The sequence below is a fragment of the Ruegeria sp. BHSC037 genome (genome assembly GCF_059613045.1).
Window position 1 is genome coordinate 156296 of sequence record NZ_JBXWRT010000003.1, and the last position, 18078, is coordinate 174373.

At 64.1% G+C, this 18078-nt stretch carries 17 protein-coding genes and 1 pseudogene; 9 read left to right on the plus strand and 9 right to left on the minus strand.

What is annotated here, in order from left to right; genetic code table 11:
- Positions 1-88: 88 nt before the first annotated feature.
- The 3 genes from AC2FMN_RS04015 to aqpZ all read left to right on the plus strand — a co-directional run bounded on the left by AC2FMN_RS04015 (position 89) and on the right by aqpZ (position 2778).
- A complete protein-coding gene (locus tag AC2FMN_RS04015; protein ID WP_496681160.1) occupies positions 89-1414 on the plus strand; it encodes a DUF5930 domain-containing protein in 1326 nt (441 codons plus the stop codon).
- Positions 1404-1907, plus strand: a complete 504-nt coding sequence (locus AC2FMN_RS04020) for a bactofilin family protein (protein ID WP_496681152.1) — start codon at positions 1404-1406, stop codon at positions 1905-1907. Before AC2FMN_RS04015 ends, AC2FMN_RS04020 begins: the two co-directional genes overlap by 11 nt.
- A 181-nt stretch (positions 1908-2088) precedes the next feature.
- Complete coding sequence (gene aqpZ, locus AC2FMN_RS04025) at positions 2089-2778, plus strand: aquaporin Z (RefSeq protein ID WP_496686450.1); 690 nt, start codon at positions 2089-2091, stop codon at positions 2776-2778.
- An 8-nt stretch (positions 2779-2786) separates the two neighbouring features.
- On the opposite strand, the pseudogene AC2FMN_RS04030 reads toward aqpZ, so the two are convergent.
- From AC2FMN_RS04030 to AC2FMN_RS04040, 3 genes and pseudogenes are all read right to left on the minus strand, one after another.
- A pseudogene (locus AC2FMN_RS04030) lies at positions 2787-3748 on the minus strand (DUF3179 domain-containing protein).
- A 120-nt stretch (positions 3749-3868) separates the two neighbouring features.
- Entirely contained in the window at positions 3869-4414 is a 546-nt protein-coding gene (locus tag AC2FMN_RS04035) for a peptidylprolyl isomerase (protein WP_496686452.1), read from the minus strand.
- Positions 4407-4913, minus strand: a complete 507-nt coding sequence (locus tag AC2FMN_RS04040) for a peptidylprolyl isomerase (RefSeq protein ID WP_496681145.1) — start codon at positions 4911-4913, stop codon at positions 4407-4409. The genes AC2FMN_RS04035 and AC2FMN_RS04040 overlap by 8 nt, the downstream gene beginning before the upstream one ends.
- A gap of 136 nt (positions 4914-5049) precedes the next feature.
- Between AC2FMN_RS04040 and AC2FMN_RS04045 the strand changes: the two genes are divergently transcribed.
- The 5 genes from AC2FMN_RS04045 (at position 5050) to AC2FMN_RS04065 (ending at position 10555) form a co-directional block, all read left to right on the plus strand.
- A complete protein-coding gene (locus AC2FMN_RS04045; RefSeq protein ID WP_496686453.1) occupies positions 5050-6240 on the plus strand; it encodes a phosphoglycerate kinase in 1191 nt (396 codons plus the stop codon).
- Between the two features lie 169 nt (positions 6241-6409).
- Positions 6410-6709, plus strand: coding sequence for an FtsB family cell division protein (locus tag AC2FMN_RS04050; protein ID WP_496681140.1), 300 nt, complete (start codon positions 6410-6412; stop codon positions 6707-6709).
- A gap of 130 nt (positions 6710-6839) precedes the next feature.
- Positions 6840-7829: a pyruvate dehydrogenase (acetyl-transferring) E1 component subunit alpha gene (gene pdhA, locus AC2FMN_RS04055; RefSeq protein WP_496681139.1), complete on the plus strand. Its 990-nt coding sequence runs from the start codon at positions 6840-6842 to the stop codon at positions 7827-7829.
- 15 nt (positions 7830-7844) lie between these two features.
- A complete protein-coding gene (locus AC2FMN_RS04060) occupies positions 7845-9224 on the plus strand; it encodes a pyruvate dehydrogenase complex E1 component subunit beta (RefSeq protein WP_496686455.1) in 1380 nt (459 codons plus the stop codon).
- Between the two features lie 14 nt (positions 9225-9238).
- Positions 9239-10555, plus strand: a complete 1317-nt coding sequence (locus AC2FMN_RS04065) for a pyruvate dehydrogenase complex dihydrolipoamide acetyltransferase (protein ID WP_496686457.1) — start codon at positions 9239-9241, stop codon at positions 10553-10555.
- 70 nt (positions 10556-10625) lie between these two features.
- On the opposite strand, the gene cysE is transcribed toward AC2FMN_RS04065, so the two are convergent.
- Complete coding sequence (cysE, locus tag AC2FMN_RS04070) at positions 10626-11435, minus strand: serine O-acetyltransferase (protein WP_496681130.1); 810 nt, start codon at positions 11433-11435, stop codon at positions 10626-10628.
- Between the two features lie 86 nt (positions 11436-11521).
- Here cysE and AC2FMN_RS04075 point away from each other — a divergent pair, with 86 nt between their 5' ends.
- Positions 11522-11860 carry a TraR/DksA family transcriptional regulator gene (locus tag AC2FMN_RS04075; protein ID WP_496686459.1) on the plus strand — a complete coding sequence of 113 codons (339 nt, stop codon included), beginning with the start codon at positions 11522-11524 and terminating at the stop codon, positions 11858-11860.
- Here AC2FMN_RS04075 and AC2FMN_RS04080 read toward each other — a convergent pair.
- Genes AC2FMN_RS04080 through AC2FMN_RS04100 form a run of 5 tightly spaced genes read right to left on the minus strand, consistent with a single transcriptional unit; the run spans position 11841 to position 18075 of the window.
- On the minus strand, positions 11841-12137 hold the full coding sequence (locus AC2FMN_RS04080) for a DUF7742 family protein (protein WP_496686462.1): 297 nt from the start codon (positions 12135-12137) through the stop codon (positions 11841-11843). The two genes, AC2FMN_RS04075 and AC2FMN_RS04080, sit on opposite strands and share 20 nt — an antisense overlap.
- Positions 12138-12144: 7 nt before the next feature.
- Entirely contained in the window at positions 12145-16113 is a 3969-nt protein-coding gene (locus tag AC2FMN_RS04085) for a baseplate multidomain protein megatron (protein ID WP_496686465.1), read from the minus strand.
- Positions 16113-16556, minus strand: coding sequence for a C40 family peptidase (locus tag AC2FMN_RS04090; RefSeq protein ID WP_496686468.1), 444 nt, complete (start codon positions 16554-16556; stop codon positions 16113-16115). Before AC2FMN_RS04090 ends, AC2FMN_RS04085 begins: the two co-directional genes overlap by 1 nt.
- On the minus strand, positions 16556-17443 hold the full coding sequence (locus AC2FMN_RS04095; RefSeq protein ID WP_496686471.1) for a phage/gene transfer agent baseplate hub protein: 888 nt from the start codon (positions 17441-17443) through the stop codon (positions 16556-16558). Before AC2FMN_RS04095 ends, AC2FMN_RS04090 begins: the two co-directional genes overlap by 1 nt.
- Entirely contained in the window at positions 17443-18075 is a 633-nt protein-coding gene (locus AC2FMN_RS04100) for a phage distal tail protein, Rcc01695 family (RefSeq protein ID WP_496686473.1), read from the minus strand. The genes AC2FMN_RS04095 and AC2FMN_RS04100 overlap by 1 nt, the downstream gene beginning before the upstream one ends.
- Between the last annotated feature and the right edge of the window lie 3 nt (positions 18076-18078).

Consider the following 18078-nt stretch of genomic DNA (forward strand, 5'->3'; position numbering starts at 1 on the left):
GCCATTAATCAGTCGCCCCAAGGGTCGGCAAGCCGCCTCGGCAACCACTCATGACCGACCCGGACAATGGGGATGAGGAGTAAGACGCGTGCGAACACGTCTGGCGATCAAACTGCACTCACTGCTCGAACGGCACTTTCCCGAACGCAGGGTCTTTCTGAAATCCGACAAGGACACGCGCTTTGTACGGCTAAGCTCGGAAACACAGGTACTGGCGGTTCTGGGCGTGGCGGTCATGGTCGGCTGGACGTCGGTGGCAACTGCGCTGTTGCTGATGGACAGCATCGGGTCGGGCAATTTCCGGGAACAGGCCAAACGAGATCAGGCGGTCTATCAGGAACGTCTGAACATTCTGTCCGCCGAACGGGACGCCCGCGCCCAAGAGGCGCTGGCCGCACATGAACGCTTCAATTCCGCGCTCGAGCGGATCTCGGCGATGCAGTCTGAACTGCTGGAATCCGAGAACCGCCGGCACGAGTTGGAAACAGGGATCGAGGTGATTCAGGCCACTCTGCGCGCCACCATGAAACAGCGCGAGGAGGCGCGCGCCGAACTGGCCGCGCTGAAACAGAAGGCCGACGACCCGGCCGTGGCCATGTTTGCATCGGCCGCCCCCGTTCAACTGGGATTCCTGTCCGAGGCCCTGGCCCGCACGGCCCAGCAGCGCGACCAGATCGCGTCCGATGCCCAGAGTGCGCTGGACCAGCGCGACGAGCTGGAACTTGAAATCCAGTTGATGCAGGAACGCAATGACGAGATCTTCCGCCAGTTGGAAGAGGCGATGCTGATCTCGGTCGAGCCGCTGGACAAGATGTTCCGACAGGCCGGCATGCCGACGGACCGCATCCTCGACGAGGTGCGGCGCGGCTACAGCGGCATCGGCGGGCCGTTGACTCCGATCTCGTTCAGCACCCGCGGCGAGGAGCTGTCGCCGGATGAAATCCGCGCCAACCGCCTGCTGGAACAGATGGACCAGTTGAACCTGTATCGCATCGCCGCTGAAAAGGCGCCCTTTGCCACGCCGATCCGTTCGTCCTTCCGGTTCACCAGCGGCTACGGCTATCGCCGCGACCCAAAGACCGGTGGCCGCCGGATGCACAAGGGCACCGATTTCGCCGCCCCCAAGGGCACAAACATCTATGCGACCGCCGACGGCGTCGTGACCCATGCCGGCTGGCAATCGGGTTTCGGCAAGCTGGTCAAGATCAAGCACGCCTTCGGGATCGAAACCTATTACGCCCATAATTCGAACATCCGCGTGAAGGTCGGCCAAAGGGTCTCGCGCGGGGACCACATTGCTGATATGGGTAACACCGGACGGTCGACCGGAACGCATCTGCACTACGAAGTGCATGTGAACGGAAAACCCGTAAACCCCATGACCTACATCAAGGCTGCGAACAATGTTTTCTAAGAGCAAGATCAACGAGCCCGCACCCAAGGCATCCGAAACGGCGAAGCCCGCCGCTCCGGCCGCTCAGGCGACCCCTGCCCCGACCGAGCAGAAAGCGGCCGCAACCCCACCGAAACCCAAGCCGCCGGCTTCGGTTCTGTCGTCAGATCTGCACATCACCGGCAACATCAAGACCTCGGGCGACATCCAGGTCGAAGGCACCGTCGAAGGCGACATCCGTGCGCATCTGCTGACCATCGGCGAGACCGCGACGATCAAGGGCGAGGTGACTGCCGATGACGTGGTCATCAACGGCCGGATCGTAGGCCGCGTGCGCGGGCTGAAGGTGCGCCTGACCTCGACCGCGCGTGTCGAGGGCGACATTATCCACAAGACCATCGCAATCGAAAGCGGCGCGCATTTCGAGGGCTCGGTCCAGCGTCAGGACGACCCGCTGAACCCGGGCCGCAGCAGCAAGACCGGCGCCAACCCGGCCGCCGAAGTCAGCCAGTAAATCCGAAGAACCCAACGGTTCCGACCCAAACGCCGTGGCCCTGCCGCGGCGTTTTTTCGTGCGCGATGCCCCCGGCGTGGGTGGCCGTGAAACAACATCGTCCGCGCAGGTGGAAACGACCATTTAGAGTTTTTTTCGGTTTCCGCTACACTCGCCCCCGTTGAATTTGGGAGATTTCACTATGCGAGCTAAATTGATGGCCGAGTTCTTCGGCACGTTCTGGCTGGTTCTTGGCGGGTGCGGCAGTGCGGTTCTGGCCGCGGGCGTAGCCGATGTCGGCATCGGCTGGCTGGGCGTTTCCTTCGCCTTCGGCCTTACGGTGCTGACGATGGCCTTTGCGGTGGGCCATATCTCGGGCGGGCATTTCAACCCGGCCGTCAGCCTGGGCCTGATGATCGGCGGACGCTTTCCAGCCAAGGATCTATTGCCCTATTGGGCCGCCCAGGTGATCGGCGCCATACTGGCGGCTGCGGTTCTTTACCTGATCGTCAGCGGCGCGCCCGAGTTTTCCGGTGTCGGCAGTTTTGCCTCGAACGGTTATGGCGAAGCCTCGCCTGAGGGCTATTCGATGATGTCCGCCCTGGTGATCGAGATCGTCCTGACCGCCTTTTTCCTGATCATCATCCTGGGCGCCACGTCCGAAAAGGCACCGGCCGGCTTCGCCCCCATCGCCATCGGGTTGGGGTTGACCCTGATCCACCTGATCTCGATCCCGGTCACCAACACGTCGGTGAACCCGGCGCGATCGACCGGCGTTGCGCTCTTCGCCGACGGGCCTGCGCTGGCCCAGCTGTGGCTGTTCTGGGTCGCCCCGCTGATCGGCGGCGCGGTGGGCGCGTTGATCTGGAAGGCGATGGTGTCCGAGGACTGACGCCCGGCCTAGCGACCCGTCATCCAGATTCCGTCGGGCCAGAAGGCGTGGAAGGCAAAGGCGAACATCACGTCGTGCACCACGTCCTGCCCGGTGGCATCGGTGACGCGGACCGATCCGACGTCACGCCCCTTGGCGATGAGCCCGTTGTCCAGCGCCGAGGCCTGGCCGCTGCGCCACGAGATCGTCACGCCAGCCTCGGTCACCTGGCCTTGGCGGCGCAGGCGGGTCAGAGGCCAGGCCCGGTCGCCCACCCGCACCACACGTTCCAGAGGGTGAAGGCCATGCGGTGGCGGCGCTCCGTCATACAGGAACGGTTGGCGCGACGTGTCATAGCCGCGATAGGGGTTGCGGCCATAGTCGCGGTTGTAGTCCGGTTCGGCCATCACCAGCCCATCGGGGTTGCGTTCGCGAAACTGCGCCCAGCTTTCCATCCACGCCGGAAGCGCCCGCAGCCGGGCTCCGGTCAGCCGCCCGACAATGGCCTCGCCCGTGGCCTGCTGCCACCAGCTTTCGGTTTCACGATCGTACATGCCATGTCCGAATGGCGCAGCTTGCCCGTGACGCCAAAACTGAGCACGCCTTGCTCCGTCCGCCGGTCGAACACCAGCGCCGAGTTGCACAGGGGGCAATAGGTGATCGCGACGGGCCGGTTGCCGATCCGGTCATTCACGATCTCGTGCCAGATCAGATAGCGGATCGGATAGGCCCTTGGCCGCGCGCCGGGTAGCTCGACGGAGATGACCGGCTCGGCAGCGGCCAGTCCGGTATTCACGGACACCTCGACGAAACCGGGATCGCTGAGCGCCGGGATGCCATCCTTGGGCGGCCCGCCCGAGCGGATCTGGCTCCAGTCCTGCACCGAGGTCATCGCGAAATCGGTCCGAGGCCATTCACCGCGCCACACATCGGGGTTGGCGGACGCAGCCGCCGCGCAGACCAGCAGAAGGGCAGATAGAAGGGATCGCATGAGGCACCTCTGGCTGTCTGCCATGGTGCGCGATGCGCGGGCGGCGGGCCAAGCCCCCCGCACGGGGACGTGAACACCCTTGCGTCAAACCCGGCGCGGAAACCGCGCCGGGTGTCGAGGTCATTCGGTAACGGTGACCTTGGTCATCACGTCGGGCTGGCCGATCACGGCGCCGTTCGGGCCGGTGCCGCGTTTGATGGCGTCCACCACGTCCATCCCACCGGTCACCTCGCCGACAACCGTGTACTGGCCGTTCAGCGACGGCGCCGGTGCGAACATGATGAAGAACTGCGAGTTGGCGCTGTTCGGGTCGCGCGCCCTCGCCATGCCGACGATTCCGCGCTCGTAGGGAACATCTGAGAATTCGGCCGGCAGGTCAGGACGATCGGACCCACCGGTGCCCGCACGGCGCATATCGCTGCCCAGCTTGCCGTATTCGACATCGCCGGTCTGCGCCATGAAACCGTCGATTACGCGGTGGAACACCACCCCGTCATACTTGCCCTCGGCGGCCAGAGCGGTGATCTGCTCAACATGCTTGGGCGCGACATCCTCGAACAGGTCGATGGTGATCGTGCCGTTGGCCTCGCCCTCGACTTCGATCTGCAGGCCCGTGGCCAGCGCAGGGCTGGCCAGCAAGGCAAAAACGGCGGCCAGCTTATACATCGGCGGCCACCTTGACGCTGATCATGCGGTCCGGGTTCGCGGGCGGCTCGCCGCGGGTGATGGCGTCGACATGCTCCATCCCCTCGATCACGCGGCCATAAACGGTGTATTGGCCGTTCAGAAAGTGGTTGTCCTTGAAGTTTATGAAGAACTGCGAGTTGGCCGAGTTCGGGTTTGCCGACCGGGCCGCGCCCAGCGTACCCCGGTCATGCGGCAGTTTCGAGAATTCCGCCGGAAGGTTCGGCAGTGACGACCCGCCGGTGCCCGCCATGCGGAGGTTGAAGCCGTCTTCCATGTCGCCGTGCTGCACATCACCGGTCTGCGCCATAAAGCCGTCGATCACCCGGTGAAAGGCCACGTTGTCGTACTCGCCCGCGCGCGCCAGCTCTTTCATGCGCTCGCAATGCTGGGGTGCCACGTCGGGCAGCAGCTCGATGACGACCTTGCCATCCTTCAGCTCGATGATGATGGTGTTTTCGGGATCCTTGATCTCGGCCATGGGGCTCTCTCCTGTGGAAATGATTTGCGCAAATACCTATGCGCCGGACGCGGGAAAGCCAAGTGAAGCATTGACCTGTCGGCAAAATGCAGGAAAAGAACCGCTGACGCGTGGTGACAACGGCGAGGATGACACGATGGGCTGGAAAACGCTGGACGACATGGACCTGCAGGGCAAACGCGTGCTGGTGCGCGTGGATATCAACGTGCCTGTCGTCGAAGGCGCGGTGACCGACGACACACGCATCCAACGCATCGTGCCCACCGTGCGCGACATCCTGGCCAAGGGCGGCAAACCCATCCTGCTGGCCCATTTCGGGCGCCCCGGCGGCGAGCGGCGGCAGAACCTGTCGCTGAAACAGCTGGTCCCCGCGCTGGAATCGGCCTTTGGCACCAAGGTCCGCTTTGGTGAGGATTGCGTCGGATATGAGGCCGAGCTGGCCGTGGCCAACCAAGGCGAAGGCGAGGTCGTACTGCTGGAGAACACGCGGTTTCACGACGGCGAAACCAAGAACAGCGCCAAACTGGCCGAAGGGATGGCCAAGCTCGGCGATATCTATTGCAACGATGCCTTTTCCGCCGCGCACCGCGCCCATGCCTCGACCGAGGGGCTGGCGCAGCTGCTGCCGGCCTGCGCCGGGCGCCTGATGCAGGCCGAGCTGAGCGCGCTTGAGGCCGCGTTGGGCAACCCTCAGCGTCCGGTCACCGCAGTGGTCGGCGGGGCCAAGGTCTCGACCAAGCTGGACCTGCTGGGCAACCTGATCGAGAAGGTCGACAACCTGATCATCGGCGGCGGCATGGCCAACACCTTCCTGCTGGCCAAAGGGTATGACGTGGGCAAATCGCTGGCCGAACACGCCATGACCGACACCGCCGCGCAGATCATGACCAAGGCCGAGGAAACCGGCTGCCGCATCATCCTGCCCAGCGACGTGGTCGTGGCCGAAAAGTTCGAGGCCCACGCCCCGCACAAGGTGGTGCCGGCCGATCAGTGCCCGGCCGATGCGATGATCCTGGACGCGGGGCCGGAAACCGTAGCCACGATCTGCAAGACCTTTGAAGACAGCAAGACACTAATCTGGAACGGCCCCTTGGGCGCTTTTGAGATCGAGCCCTTCGACGCGGCCACCAACGCCGCCGCGCTGAAAGCGGCCGAGCTGACCCGCGCGGGCAAGCTGGTCTCGGTGGCCGGCGGCGGCGATACGGTCGCCGCGCTGAACGCGTCGGGCGCGGCGCATGATTTCACCTACATCTCGACCGCCGGTGGTGCGTTCCTGGAGTGGATGGAGGGCAAGACCCTACCCGGCGTCGCCGCCTTGGACCAATGATCCAAGGCCGGTGGCGCCCTGCCCGGCGAGGCGCCCTGTTTTTTTGAATCGCTGTCGAGATTTTCGCGTTTTCGGGGATTCACAAGCCGAATCACCTGTGACATAGTGCCGACAGATGCCCGGGAAACGGGCACGATTTCGAGGCAGTATTCATACGGCGGTAAACAGAGTGTCCCGTTCCAGTCGGCCCGGTTTGGGCACAGTCCTGTTCTTTTCAGTGGCGTTTTTGCTGGGTGTGTATTTCACCTTCGCCGCCGTACAGGGCGACTATGGCCTGCTCAGACGGGTCGAGATTGCGGCGGAACGGGATGCTCTGTCGCGCGACCTCGGCGGATTGAACGCCGAAATCGCGCGGATGGAGAACCTGACGCGCAGGCTTTCGGACACCTATCTTGACCTTGATCTTCTGGACGAACAGGCACGCTCGGTTCTGGGCATGATCCGCGCCGACGAAATCGTCATCCGCTGAATGCCCACTCCGGCTGTGGCACGGCGCGCGCCGAGACGCTGCGTCACATTTCCACTCGCCAGACTGCGCGAAATACACTAAAAGATAGTTTAACGCTAAACTATCTTGCCGGAAGGGGGAGATCGCCACGATGGCTGCGCGAAAAACCACAAAGAAACCAAACGTTTCTGCGGAAGAACTCAAGACCTACTACCGCGAGATGTTGTTGATCCGCCGATTCGAAGAAAAGGCGGGGCAACTGTATGGGATGGGTCTGATCGGCGGTTTCTGCCACCTCTACATCGGTCAGGAAGCCGTCGTCGTGGGGCTCGAAGCCGCTGCCGAGGATGGCGACAAGCGCATCACCTCCTACCGCGACCACGGTCACATGCTGGCCTGCGGCATGGATCCGGGCGGCGTGATGGCCGAGCTTACCGGGCGCATCGGCGGTCTGTCCAAGGGCAAGGGCGGCTCGATGCACATGTTCTCGAAGGAAAAGCATTTCTATGGCGGCCACGGCATCGTGGGCGCGCAAGTGCCCCTAGGGGCGGGTCTGGCCTTTGCCGATAAATACAAGGACAACGGCCGCGTGACCTTCACCTATTTCGGCGATGGCGCGGCGAACCAGGGCCAGGTCTACGAAACCTTCAACATGGCCGCCCTGTGGCAGCTACCGGTGGTCTTCGTGATCGAGAACAACCAGTACGCGATGGGAACGGCGCAGTCGCGCTCGACCTCGACCAAGGACATCTATCACCGCGGCGAGGCGTTCGGCATTCCCGGCGAAATCGTCAACGGCATGGACGTGCTGGCAGTGAAAGAGGCCGGAGAGAAAGCAGTGGCCCACTGCCGCGCAGGCAAGGGGCCCTATATCCTCGAGGTCAAGACCTACCGCTATCGCGGCCACTCGATGTCAGATCCGGCCAAGTACCGCACCCGCGAAGAGGTGCAGAAAGTGCGCGAACAGAGCGACCCGATCGAACATGTGCGCGAGCTGCTGCTATCGGGCAAGCACGCCACCGAGGATGACCTGAAGGCGATCGACAAGGAGATCAAGGAAGTCGTCAACAAGGCCGCCGAATTCTCCAAGGAAAGCCCCGAGCCGCCCGTCGAAGAGCTCTGGACCGACATCTACGCCTGAGAGGACGAACAAGACATGGCAACCGAAATTCTCATGCCCGCCCTTTCGCCGACCATGGAGGAAGGCACCCTGGCCAAATGGCTGGTCAAGGAAGGCGACACCGTAAGTTCCGGCGACATACTGGCCGAGATCGAGACCGACAAGGCCACGATGGAGTTCGAGGCCGTCGACGAAGGCATAATCGGCAAGATCCTGATCCCCGAGGGCACCGAAGGGGTCAAGGTCAATACACCCATCGCCGTGCTGGTCGAAGAGGGCGAAGACGTCTCCGCCCTGCCCGAGGCTGCCCCGGCAGCCGAGGCGGGCAGCGAGGCCGCCGCACCTGCGGCGGTTGAGGCGCCCGCACCCGCCCCTGCGGCGGCTCCTGCCGCGCCCGTCGTGGATCTGTCGCCCGATTGGCCAGCCGACGCGCCGACGAAACAACAGACTGTCCGCGAAGCTCTGCGCGACGCGATGGCAGAAGAAATGCGCGCCGACGAAGATGTCTACCTGATGGGCGAGGAAGTCGGCGAATACCAGGGCGCCTACAAGGTCTCTCAGGGTCTGCTGGACGAGTTCGGCGCAAAACGCGTGATTGATACGCCAATCACCGAGCATGGCTTTACAGGCATCGCCGTCGGCTCGGCCTTTGGCGGGCTGAAGCCGATCGTCGAGTTCATGACCTTCAACTTCGCCATGCAAGCGATCGACCAGATCGTCAACTCGGCCGCCAAGACGCTGTACATGTCCGGCGGTCAGATGGGCTGTCCGATCGTGTTCCGCGGCCCCAACGGCGCCGCCGCGCGCGTGGCGGCCCAGCACAGCCAGGACTATGCCGCCTGGTACATGCAGATCCCCGGCCTGAAGGTGGTGATGCCCTATTCGGCAGCCGACGCCAAAGGCCTGCTGAAATCGGCCATCCGCGATCCCAACCCGGTCGTGTTCCTGGAAAACGAAATCCTCTATGGCCGCTCGTTCGACGTGCCGCAGGTCGATGACCTGACCGTGCCGCTGGGCAAAGCCCGCATCTGGCGCGAAGGCACCGACGTGACCATCGTCAGCTTCGGCATCGGCATGCAATACGCCTTGGAAGCTGCCGACAAGTTGGCCGAGGACGGCATCAGCGCCGAGGTGATCGACCTGCGCACCATCCGCCCGATGGACACCGGCGCGATCATCAACTCGGTGATGAAGACCAACCGTCTGGTCACGGTCGAGGAAGGCTGGCCCCAAGGGTCGGTCGGCAGCTACATCAGCTCGGTGGTGATGCAAGAGGCGTTCGACTATCTCGACGCGCCCGTCATCAACCTGACCGGCAAGGACGTACCCATGCCCTATGCCGCGAACCTGGAAAAACTGGCGCTGGTGACCACCGACGAGGTGATCGAAGCCGTCAAACAAGTGACCTATCGGTAAGGAGCGACTGACAGATGCCCACCGAAATTCTGATGCCCGCCCTTTCGCCGACCATGGAGGAAGGCACGCTCGCCAAATGGCTGGTCAAGGAAGGCGATACCGTCTCCTCGGGTGACCTGCTGGCCGAGATCGAGACCGACAAGGCCACGATGGAATTCGAAGCCGTCGACGAAGGCATCGTCGGCAAGATCCTGATCCCCGAAGGCACCGAGGGGGTCAAGGTCAACACCCCGATCGCCGTGCTGCTGGAAGAAGGCGAAAGCGCCGATGACATCGCCGCGGCCCCGGCCAAGGCGCCCGAGGCTGCGCCCGCAGCCGACGCGGGCAACGAGGCTGCCGCCCCCGCGGCATCCGAGGCGCCCGCCCCTGCCCCGGCTCCGGCGGCCCCGGTCAAAGCCGACGGCGGACGCATCTTCGCCTCTCCGCTGGCCCGCCGGATCGCCGCTCAGAAAGGGCTGGACCTGGCGCAAATCAAGGGCTCGGGCCCGCATGGCCGCATCGTCAAGGCGGATGTCGAAGCCGCAACCGCTGCTCCGGCCGCCGCTCCGGCTCCGGCAGCCGCCCCCAGCGCAGCGCCTGCACCCGCGGCGGCCCCCGCCGGCCCCTCGGCCGACATGGTGGCCCGCATGTACGAAGGCCGCGAGTACGAGGAGGTCAAGCTGGACGGCATGCGCAAGACCATCGCCGCCCGTCTGGCCGAGGCCAAGCAGACCATCCCGCATTTCTACCTGCGCCGCGACATCAAGCTGGACGCGCTGCTGAAATTCCGCAGCCAACTGAACAAGCAATTGGAAGCCCGCGGCGTGAAGCTGAGCGTCAACGACTTCATCATCAAGGCCGTCGCCAACGCGCTGCAGCAGGTACCGGAATGCAATGCCGTCTGGGCGGGCGACCGGGTGCTGCAACTGAAACCCTCGGACGTGGCCGTGGCCGTGGCGATCGAAGGCGGGCTGTTCACCCCGGTCCTGAAGGACGCCGACACCAAATCTCTGTCGGCGCTCTCGACCGAAATGAAGGACCTGGCCACCCGCGCCCGCGAGCGCAAGCTGGCCCCGCATGAATACCAGGGCGGCACCTTCGCGATCTCGAACCTGGGCATGTATGGCATCGACAATTTCGACGCCATCGTGAACCCGCCGCATGCGGGTATCCTGGCCGTCGGCACCGGCGCCAAGAAGCCGGTCGTGGGCGAAGACGGGGAACTGACCGTGGCGACCGTGATGTCGGTCACCATGTCGGTGGATCACCGGGTGATCGACGGCGCGCTTGGGGCGCAGCTGCTTCAGGCCATCGTGGACAACCTGGAAAACCCGATGGTCATGCTGGCCTGATCCAGGCCACAAGAATCAAAAAAAGCCGCCTCGGACCCCGAGGCGGCTTTTTTTGTACCTGAGAACAGGCTTACTGATCCTTACCCAGCATGTGATCCATCGAGATCGAGGGCTGGTCGCATCCGGCCTCGCCCACGATCTTGGCGGGGATTCCGGCTACGGTTTTGCAGGGCGGCACATCCTGCAGAACCACCGAACCGGCGGCGATACGGCTGCAATGACCTACGCGGATATTGCCCAGAACCTTGGCGCCAGCGCCGATCAGAACGCCATCCTCGATCTTGGGATGGCGGTCCTCTTCCTCCTTGCCGGTCCCGCCAAGGGTCACCGAATGCAACATCGAGACGTTGTCGCCCACGACCGCGGTTTCACCGATCACGATGGAATGGGCGTGGTCGATCATGATGCCCTTGCCGATCTTCGCGGCGGGGTGGATGTCGACACCGAAAATCTCGGAACAGCGCATCTGCAGAAAATAGGCCAGATCGTGGCGCCCCTTGCGCCACAGCCAATGCGCTACCCGATACGCCTGCATGGCCTGGTAGCCCTTGAAATACAGAATCGGCTGCAGCAGGCGATGGCAGGCCGGATCCCGCTCGTACACGGCCATCAGGTCGGCCCGGGCGGCAGTAAGCAGGCTCTGGTCGTCAGCATAGGCCTCCTCGACGACTTCCCGCAGCACCATCATCGACATTTCGTTCGAGCACAGCTTGGCCGAAATCCGATATGACAAGGCGCGTTCCAGCGATTTGTGGTGCAGAATGCAGGCGTGCACCAGCCCGCCCATCAGCGGTTCTTTCTCGACGGCGGCTTGCGCCTCGGATGTGATCCGGTCCCAGACGGGATCGACCGGAGTGACTTGGGTGCGCGTTTCAAACATGGCTTTTGTTCCTTTTCTGCGCCTAGAATAGCCATCTAGGCCCAAAAAGGCCAAACGCAAACCCTTGATGTGCGACGCAACAGAAAATGAAGCAGGCGGAACTGAAGGAATTCGAAACACTGATCCGCGCCCGGTTGGCCGAATTGGAACAGAATTCCGAAGCCGGGAAACAGGCCCAGTCGGTCGTCCAGCTTGATCAGCAGGCGGTTGGGCGCCTCAGCCGGATGGACGCGCTGCAGAACCAGGCCATGGCCAAGGCCCAGCAGACCCGGCGCGACCTTGAAGCCCGCCGGCTGAACGCTGCTCTGACGCGTATTTCCGCGGGCGAATTCGGGTATTGCGAAGACTGTGGCGAGGCCATCGCGCGCGGGCGGCTGGAACTGGATCCAGCAGCCGGGAAATGTGTCAGCTGCGCGTCCGGCTGATCTGAAACCGGATCAGGTGGCGCAGAACCGTCTCGAAACACTGGCAATAATCCGTGTCGTCGAAACCCGGTTCATCCGCCAGAGGTCGGCCACGCGCCGCCGCCATCAACGACCCGTTGCCGAACTGCGGATGCAGCCGCCCGGTGGCCGCGACATGCCGGTCGGCCAGCTCGGCCTCGATGATAATGCGGGCACACAGGCGGTCCCTTTCGGGTTGCGGCGCGGATAACAAAACCCGCGCCGCCGCGCTGATGTCTCCGTGCAGAACGGGGCGCATGGCCGACCTAGCCCACGGTCATTCGCGCCGCGGGGCCCGGGCCATAGCTGGCCGAAACCTGCGCGACCTCAACGCCATAGGAACCGGTGACGCCGTCGGCAGATTTCATCGCGGCCGTATAGGTCCAGGCCGGAACGGAGACTACCTCTTGGCGCACCAACGCGCCGCCGGCGCTGATACGAACCAGATAGGCCTCGGATTCCTCACCCAGGGGCACCTCGAGAAAGCTCCAGTCGTCTCCGTCGATCCGGGTCCGGCGAACCCAGGTCAGATGGTCGTCGCCCGCCGAATGCAGAGCGCGCAGATGCACCGGCGAATAGGGGCGCAGTCCGTTGCCGTCGAAGGTTTCGACCCTGTGGGTGTAGGACTCGTCGTCGTAACCCCGCGTTGCCGGCCCGATCCGGAAATGCCGCTCGACGCGACGCTCGGTGCGGGCGAGGCTGGCCTGATAGATGCGCTCGTCCAATAGGACGAAGACCGACCCTACCGGCCAGTAGTCCGGCATCAGGGCATCGGTGCCCAACTGGCCCCGCAACCGCCCCGACAGGTCGTAGACACCGGGTTCCTGCAACTGCGCGTCGGCGAACTGGAACAGCTCCCAGTTGCCGGCGGTTCCATCTCCGATGGCCGCCAGATTCGCCCCGTTCAGCAAGGTAGCCCGCGACTGCGACTGCAGCACCCCGTCAATGAGCCTGACCCGCAAGGGGGCGCCTTCGTCCCAGACCCCGGCCGCGGCCCTGGGCAGTTGGGTTTCGGCAAATCCGATCACGGCCTGCCCCGGCAGAACGTCGCGCAATTCGTACCCCTCATCCCGATCCGAGGCATAGACGGCAACGCTGCCCGGCCAGGGGTCGGCCGTCGCCGCAATAAAAGGAGCGTGCGGCTTTTCCGCACCGGTGATCAGCGGCAGATCCAGGAAATAGGACAGAACCGGTACCGGCGCGGCATAGGGCTTGGCGCTGGCTCCGTCATCTTCCATGTCCGACCGGTCATAGACCGCCGGCTCGATCCGGACTGCGTCCACCAGCTGCAGGTCGGCCTGCTCGACCCGGTCGATGCGATACAGGGCATTTGACGCCGCATTCGCCGAAGGCAGGCGCACCACGTCCCCGGCGCCCAAGTGCATCAGTGATGGCGGTAGCGCAAACCGAACCGTGTCGCGCGACACGCGTGCCTCGGACAGCCAACGTTCGACGGTCTGTCGCCCCTCGGCCCGGGTCATCGACAAGGGCATTTCATTCACGGCCACCGAGTGGGTCCGGTCATCGGGCATCACCGCCTCTTCCGACACAAGGTCGTGGTCGGAATCCGACTGCACGAACCGCAGACGCACACGGCCCGCCATTTCCGCTTCGGCCTCGCGCAGGTACTGCACGCGCCCTTCGATCTCGGGGCTTTCCGCGATCTGGTCCAGTTCAAGGTCGTGTGAATGCCGACCCTCGCGCATACGGAACACCAGCATCCCGTCGCGCTCGACCGCGTCGAACCCATAGCGCAGCATGAGCGGTTGCAAGGCGGAGCGTGCATCCGAGACGTCTTCGATCGCATAGCCGCGCACGACGCCGTACAGGCCCGACACATCGATGTCGGTCACCCCTGCGCCAAGGCAGATTTCGGTCACGACCGAGGCCAGAGTGCGCGACCCAGACCGCCCGTTCAGCCAGTGACCGCGCGCATAGTTGGCGCCATCGCTCCATTGCGAGCGCAGATTCGGAAAGGTCGGATAGGGCCGCGCATCCCAGGCCCAGACAAAGGCATTCGACACATCCACCATCGGCCCGCCATAGATCTCGGAAACCGGATTCACCTGCGGATCTGCCCAATAGCCCAAGGTGGCCTTGAGGTACTGAACCTGAATGAAGTCATCGCGCAGCCCGTTCGAGTACCTGGGCAGGTCCGATTCCGAGGATTTCGGATCCACGAACTTGTTGGGCTGGTTGGTTCCCTTGTCGATAGCCGCGCAGCCCAGTTCGGTGAACCAGATGGGCTTCGACCTGGGCACCCATGCGGTGGGCACCGGCTGCCGCATCCCGCCGATGCGTTCGTGATGCGGCTTCGACCACCAGTTCCGGATGTCCTTGTACCGCCAGATCCATGGTTCGCCATGTTCGGCATCCTCGATCGGGGTCCGGATCTGGGCGTCGCGCTCCTCCGGCGAGGCATAGTACCAGTGATAGCCCTCCCCGCCTTCGATATTGGCGCGCAGATACCCAAGGTCATAGATCGACCGCGCACCGGATCTGGCGTCAAGATGCCCGTCTCCGTCGCGCCAGTCCGAGATCGGCATGTAGTTGTCGATCCCGACAAAGTCGATGTTGTCGTCGGCCCATAGGGGATCCAGGTGAAAATACCGGTCTCCGCTGCCGTCGCTCGGTTGATAGCCGAAATACTCGGACCAGTCGGACGCATAGCCAATCCGGGTCTGCGGCCCCAGAATCTGGCGCACTTCGGCCGCGAGGGTCCGCAGTCGGTCCACAGCCGGAAATCCCGACGCGCCGCGGATCTGGGTCAGGCCCCGCATCTCGGACCCGATGCAGAACGAGTCGACCCCCCCGGCCGCTTTGCAAAGGGCGGCATAGTGCAGGATGAAGCGCGCAAGCCCCCATTCCTGCGGCCCCGAATAGGTGACGGTGCCCGCGCCGATTGAGAAATCCGACGCCTTGGCCGCGCCAAAGAAGCTGGCCACCTGCGCGTCGGCCTGAGCCGTTCCGTCCACAGACCCGTCCCGCCCCGGCGCAACGTCCAGCGTGATACGCCCACGCCAAGGCAGATGTGGCTGATCGCCCGCATCGGACCACGGGTCCGGCAGGCCGTTCCCCGGCAGTTGATCCATCAGGATGAACGGATAGAACATGACCCGCTTGCCCGTGGCCTTGAGGTGCGCGATGGCTTCGATGACCGACACGTCCGCCGGGGTCCCGCCATAAACCGGACGGCCGTCAATCTCCTCAACGACCGCAGCCGCGCTGCGAGCCACCCCGGCCACGTTCCACGGCATGTTCATGCCATCGACATCCCGTCGCAGAACCTTGGGTCGAATGCTGCATTGGCCGCACCGCAGATCATCCCCAAACCATGACACGACCAACGAGGCTGCTTCGCAAGCGGGCAATTCCCGGCGCAACGCCCGCAGCGAGTCGACCAAGTCCGGCTGGCCGGACGGCGCGTTGACATTTGCGGCCCAGGTCCGCCCCTTCCCTTTTCCATAGTTCACCTGACTGCTGGCAAGGGTGTATTCGCCCGTGCCCGGCATCAGGGCAACGCCCTTCACGATCCGTTGCAGCTCGCTCTCATAGTTCGGCATATCCTCCTGATCGGGGCGGATCACCTCGAACGAGAACTGCGGCACGCGGTTGCCGAATCTGCCGAGTTGCAGGTCCTCGATCACCACATAAGCCGTGCCGCGATAAGCCGGCACGTTGCCCGTGCCCTCGATCGTTTCAATCAACGGGTCGGGCAGTTGAGTATCCGTCCCCCGATAGATCCGCATGTTCACGCTGGTGCGCTCGATTTCCTCACCATCGGCCCAAATGCGCGAAACGTCGGCGATTTTTCCTGCCCCGACCGCAATCGCCAGAGACACCGAGTAGCTGTAACTGTGGGTGGTCGTCGTCACTTCGGCGGGTTTGGGCGTGCCCTTGCCGCCCCCGGCAGACTGCGTCGTGGTCGTGGTCGACCGCGTCTCCAGAAAATCCGAAGCCCAGATGACCTGCCCGCCCACGCGCATCCGGCCGAAAACGGTGGCCACGGGCGCGCCTTCGCCGGTCTCGGTCAGGCGGAAGCGGTCCAGCCGCCCGGTCTCGACCACTTCGCTGCCGCTTCCCATCACCGATTGGCTCATCAGGCGCTGGTCGATCACACGGCCCAGCGTGGCGCCGATGGCACGGCCGACGATCGCCGTGGACAGGCCGGCCACCGTTCCGCCGATGGACCCGCCCAGCGCGGCCCCGGCCGCCGATAACAGAATGGTCGCCATCAGGTGTCCTCCAAAGGAAAATCAAAACAGGCGACCACCCGGCGGCGCCAAGGATCGCTCAGAGCGTTTTCAACCACCCCATGCCCTGAATAGGCATGGATGAAGCGCGGGACCGGGCCGGTCTCGCTGACGATGCCCAGATGCTTGGCAACGCCTCGGTCGCGCATGCGGAACAGCAGCACCGCTCCGATGGCCAGGCTAAGGTCAGGGCGTTCGATCAGGTGGCGTTGGGCAGCCGCCCACATCCGCTCCTCGCCCTGTAGCTCGGACCAGTCCTGGCTGTAGGCCGGTACTGCTTCGGGCTCGTCCCCGATTGCGGCGCGCCACACGCCACGCAGCAAGCCCAGGCAGTCGGTGCCCGCCCCTCTGACCGAGGCCTGGTGGACATACGGTGTCCCCAACCAGCGGCGCGCTTCGCTCACGATGTCATGTCGGGTCGGCATCACCGTCGGCTCCCTCCTTTGTACGGTTTTCCTTTCTTGGGCACGGCCATCACCCAGTCTTCGCCTGGCAGGTCGGGAAATCCCTGAAAGTTCAGAAGATTGTCGAATTTCAACCGGCAGGTTCTCATCCGTTTGTCGCAACCCGCCGTCAGCCGGACGCGATCACCGGCCGAAAGGCGCCCACCGATCCCGGACCACAGCATAACCTCGCGCCCACCCGAGACCGGCCGATCCGTCTTGATCGTCGCCCACAGCCCTTGCGATGCGCCGCTCAGCACATCCAGCCGGCCCCGATCGAACCAGCCCGCGTCAATCTCCTCGGCCCCTTCCAGGCGCAAGACCGGGCCGTCGCCGACCGCGGCGATCGCGACCTCAGCCCAATAACCGGGCGTGGTCGTGTCGAACTTGCAGGCCTTGTCGCCCAAAATCGCGGTGCAGGGTTTTTGGTAGATCCGCCCCAATGGCCGGTTCAGCCGGTCGGTCAGCCCCCGCAATTCGGCATGAAACGCGCGCCCGGCCCTCCGCAACTCGCCGATCGAGCCGCGAAACTGCAGCATCCGCTGGTCCGGCGCGGCCCAGTTGACCAGCCAGGCCCGCACCTCGGCGCCGTCGAACCGGCCGGCCTCGATATCTTCGTCGCGCACGGCCGCATCGGTCAGGGCGCCCATGGCCTCGGAATTGTCGATCGACAGGCCCGTTGCCTGTTCGATCGCCGAGGCCGTCAGACCGGAGCTTGCCTTGAACACCAGTCCGTCAAAGGCCAGTTCGCGGTCATGGTCGGTGAACCCGAAGGACACGCCATCGGTTCGAGTGATCGCCCAACAGCGGCAGACCGTAGTCATGCCGGACTGAAGATGGGTCAGCAATGCCTGCTTGTCGCCGCTCATCAGACCCGCACCTCCACCACCGGAACATTGGGTACGTCGCCTGCCTGAAAGCTGGCCACGCTGACCTGGATCCTGTCGGTGTCGAAGCGCACCGGCACGTCGAACTCGAACCCGGCGGTCACTTCGACCCCCTCGGCCGGCGGGACCGCGAATTGAATCAGACCGCGATTCAGGTCCACCTCGAAATCGACGCCCTCTCGGGCCTCGTCCTGATCGAGCCCCACCTTGACCGTACCCAGCACCGGCTTGACGATGGGCCTGACATAGCTGACCCCGCCCGAGGCATAGGTCTTGACCAGTTGGAACACGGTCGTGACCCCGTCGCCTTGACCGATCACCTGGTCGCCCATGTCGACCTCGGCAGTGGCGGCGCAGGACTTGTAGTCCGACCAGTCCTTCCAGCGAAAGCCGTACATCTGCCCCTTACGCGCCTCGAAAAAGGCGATCAGCGTCTGGATGTCGTCCAGCGACCGCATCCCCAAGCCGGCGTCATAGCGCCGCCGCGAATGCGCCCAAGGCGTGTTGCGTTCCTCGAACCCGTTGGCCAGCGTCACGATATCCGTGCGCCGCTCGGGTCCGCCGACCGAGCCGAAACTCAGGCTGGCGGGAAATCTGACTTCGTGGAAATTCATGTC

What these genes read in the sequence shown, in the direction of transcription:
- AC2FMN_RS04020 (WP_496681152.1), top strand. Translation starts at nt 1,404, where the DNA reads ATGTTTTCTAAGAGCAAGATCAACGAGCCCGCACCCAAGGCATCCGAA.
- aqpZ (WP_496686450.1), top strand. Translation starts at nt 2,089, where the DNA reads ATGCGAGCTAAATTGATGGCCGAGTTCTTCGGCACGTTCTGGCTGGTT.
- AC2FMN_RS04035 (WP_496686452.1), bottom strand. Translation starts at nt 4,414, where the DNA reads ATGTATAAGCTGGCCGCCGTTTTTGCCTTGCTGGCCAGCCCTGCGCTG.
- AC2FMN_RS04040 (WP_496681145.1), bottom strand. Translation starts at nt 4,913, where the DNA reads ATGGCCGAGATCAAGGATCCCGAAAACACCATCATCATCGAGCTGAAG.
- AC2FMN_RS04045 (WP_496686453.1), top strand. Translation starts at nt 5,050, where the DNA reads ATGGGCTGGAAAACGCTGGACGACATGGACCTGCAGGGCAAACGCGTG.
- pdhA (WP_496681139.1), top strand. Translation starts at nt 6,840, where the DNA reads ATGGCTGCGCGAAAAACCACAAAGAAACCAAACGTTTCTGCGGAAGAA.
- AC2FMN_RS04060 (WP_496686455.1), top strand. Translation starts at nt 7,845, where the DNA reads ATGGCAACCGAAATTCTCATGCCCGCCCTTTCGCCGACCATGGAGGAA.
- AC2FMN_RS04065 (WP_496686457.1), top strand. Translation starts at nt 9,239, where the DNA reads ATGCCCACCGAAATTCTGATGCCCGCCCTTTCGCCGACCATGGAGGAA.
- cysE (WP_496681130.1), bottom strand. Translation starts at nt 11,435, where the DNA reads ATGTTTGAAACGCGCACCCAAGTCACTCCGGTCGATCCCGTCTGGGAC.
- AC2FMN_RS04075 (WP_496686459.1), top strand. Translation starts at nt 11,522, where the DNA reads ATGAAGCAGGCGGAACTGAAGGAATTCGAAACACTGATCCGCGCCCGG.
- AC2FMN_RS04080 (WP_496686462.1), bottom strand. Translation starts at nt 12,137, where the DNA reads ATGCGCCCCGTTCTGCACGGAGACATCAGCGCGGCGGCGCGGGTTTTG.
- AC2FMN_RS04085 (WP_496686465.1), bottom strand. Translation starts at nt 16,113, where the DNA reads ATGGCGACCATTCTGTTATCGGCGGCCGGGGCCGCGCTGGGCGGGTCC.
- AC2FMN_RS04090 (WP_496686468.1), bottom strand. Translation starts at nt 16,556, where the DNA reads ATGCCGACCCGACATGACATCGTGAGCGAAGCGCGCCGCTGGTTGGGG.
- AC2FMN_RS04095 (WP_496686471.1), bottom strand. Translation starts at nt 17,443, where the DNA reads ATGAGCGGCGACAAGCAGGCATTGCTGACCCATCTTCAGTCCGGCATG.
- AC2FMN_RS04100 (WP_496686473.1), bottom strand. Translation starts at nt 18,075, where the DNA reads ATGAATTTCCACGAAGTCAGATTTCCCGCCAGCCTGAGTTTCGGCTCG.